Source organism: Isoptericola sp. NPDC060257, from assembly GCF_042726645.1.
Lineage (GTDB): Bacteria > Actinomycetota > Actinomycetes > Actinomycetales > Cellulomonadaceae > Isoptericola > Isoptericola nanjingensis.
The window spans coordinates 1-1227 of sequence record NZ_JBHXAW010000509.1 but is presented as its reverse complement, the minus strand read 5'-3'; the positions used below and the strand labels follow the sequence as shown (position 1 = coordinate 1227).

Annotated in this window: 1 protein-coding gene and 1 pseudogene; both read left to right on the top strand. The window is 71.6% G+C overall.

The features are described 5' to 3' along the window. A partial coding sequence (gene zwf / locus ACFWEK_RS21760; protein WP_430555399.1) for a glucose-6-phosphate dehydrogenase occupies positions 1-922 on the top strand: 922 nt, incomplete at its 5' end. 82 nt (positions 923-1004) lie between these two features. Then, positions 1005-1227, top strand: a pseudogene (locus ACFWEK_RS21755) (OpcA protein); the annotation flags it as partial.

The window sequence follows — 1227 nt, the reverse complement described above, 5'->3', positions numbered from 1 at the left end:
CGGCAAGGAGACGGTCCAGAACCTCCTCGCCCTGCGGTTCGCGAACCAGATGTTCGAGCCGCTGTGGAACAGCAACTACGTCGACCACGTCCAGATCACGATGGCCGAGGACATCGGCATCGGCGGGCGCGCGAGCTACTACGACGGCATCGGCGCCGCCCGCGACGTGATCCAGAACCACCTGCTGCAGCTCCTGGCGCTCGTCGCCATGGAGGAGCCGGTCAACTTCGACGCCGATGCCCTGCGCGCCGAGAAGATCAAGGCGCTCTCCTCGGTGCGGCTCCCCCGCGACCTCGGGCGCCACACCGCCCGCGGTCAGTACGCCTCCGGGTGGCAGGGCGGCGAGAAGGTCGTCGGGTTCCTCGAGGAGGAGGGCTTCAACCCCGACTCCACGACCGAGACGTTCGCCGCGGTCAAGCTCGAGATCGACAACCGGCGCTGGGCGGGCGTGCCCTTCTACCTGCGCACGGGCAAGCGCCTGGGCCGCCGCGTCACCGAGGTGGCCGTCGTCTTCAAGAAGGCGCCCCACCTGCCGTTCGAGTCGTCCCTCACGTCCGACCTGGGCAACAACGCGCTGGTCATCCGCGTGCAGCCCGACGAGGGCGTCACCCTCCGGTTCGGCGCGAAGGTGCCCGGCACCGCGATGGAGGTCCGCGACGTCACGATGGACTTCGGCTACGGCCACTCGTTCACCGAGTCGTCCCCCGAGGCCTACGAGCGCCTCATCCTCGACGTCCTCCTCGGCGACCCGCCGCTCTTCCCGACGCGCGAGGAGGTCGAGCTCTCCTGGAAGATCCTCGACCCGGTGACCGCGTACTGGGCGGGCAAGGGCAAGCCGGAGCAGTACGCCTCGGGCACCTGGGGCCCGGAGTCCGCCGACAAGATGATGGCCCGCGACGGCCGCTCGTGGCGGCGCCCGTGACGCCCGCCCGCACCCCGGACGTCACCCCACGCGCCGCGGCGAGCCGCCCCCACCTGTGCCGCATCCACCGAGGAGAGCCCCGATGATCATCGACATGCCGGACACGACCACGAACGCGGTCGGCAAGCGGCTCGCCCACCTGCGCGACGAGGGCGGCGCCGTGGCGCTCGGCCGGGTGCTCACCCTCGTCGTCGTCGCGGAGGAGGCCGACATCGAGGACTCGGTGCGGGCGGCCAACCAGGCCAGCCACGAGCACCCGTGCCGGGTCGTCGTCGTCGCGCCGCTGGCGCAGCGCGACCGCTCCG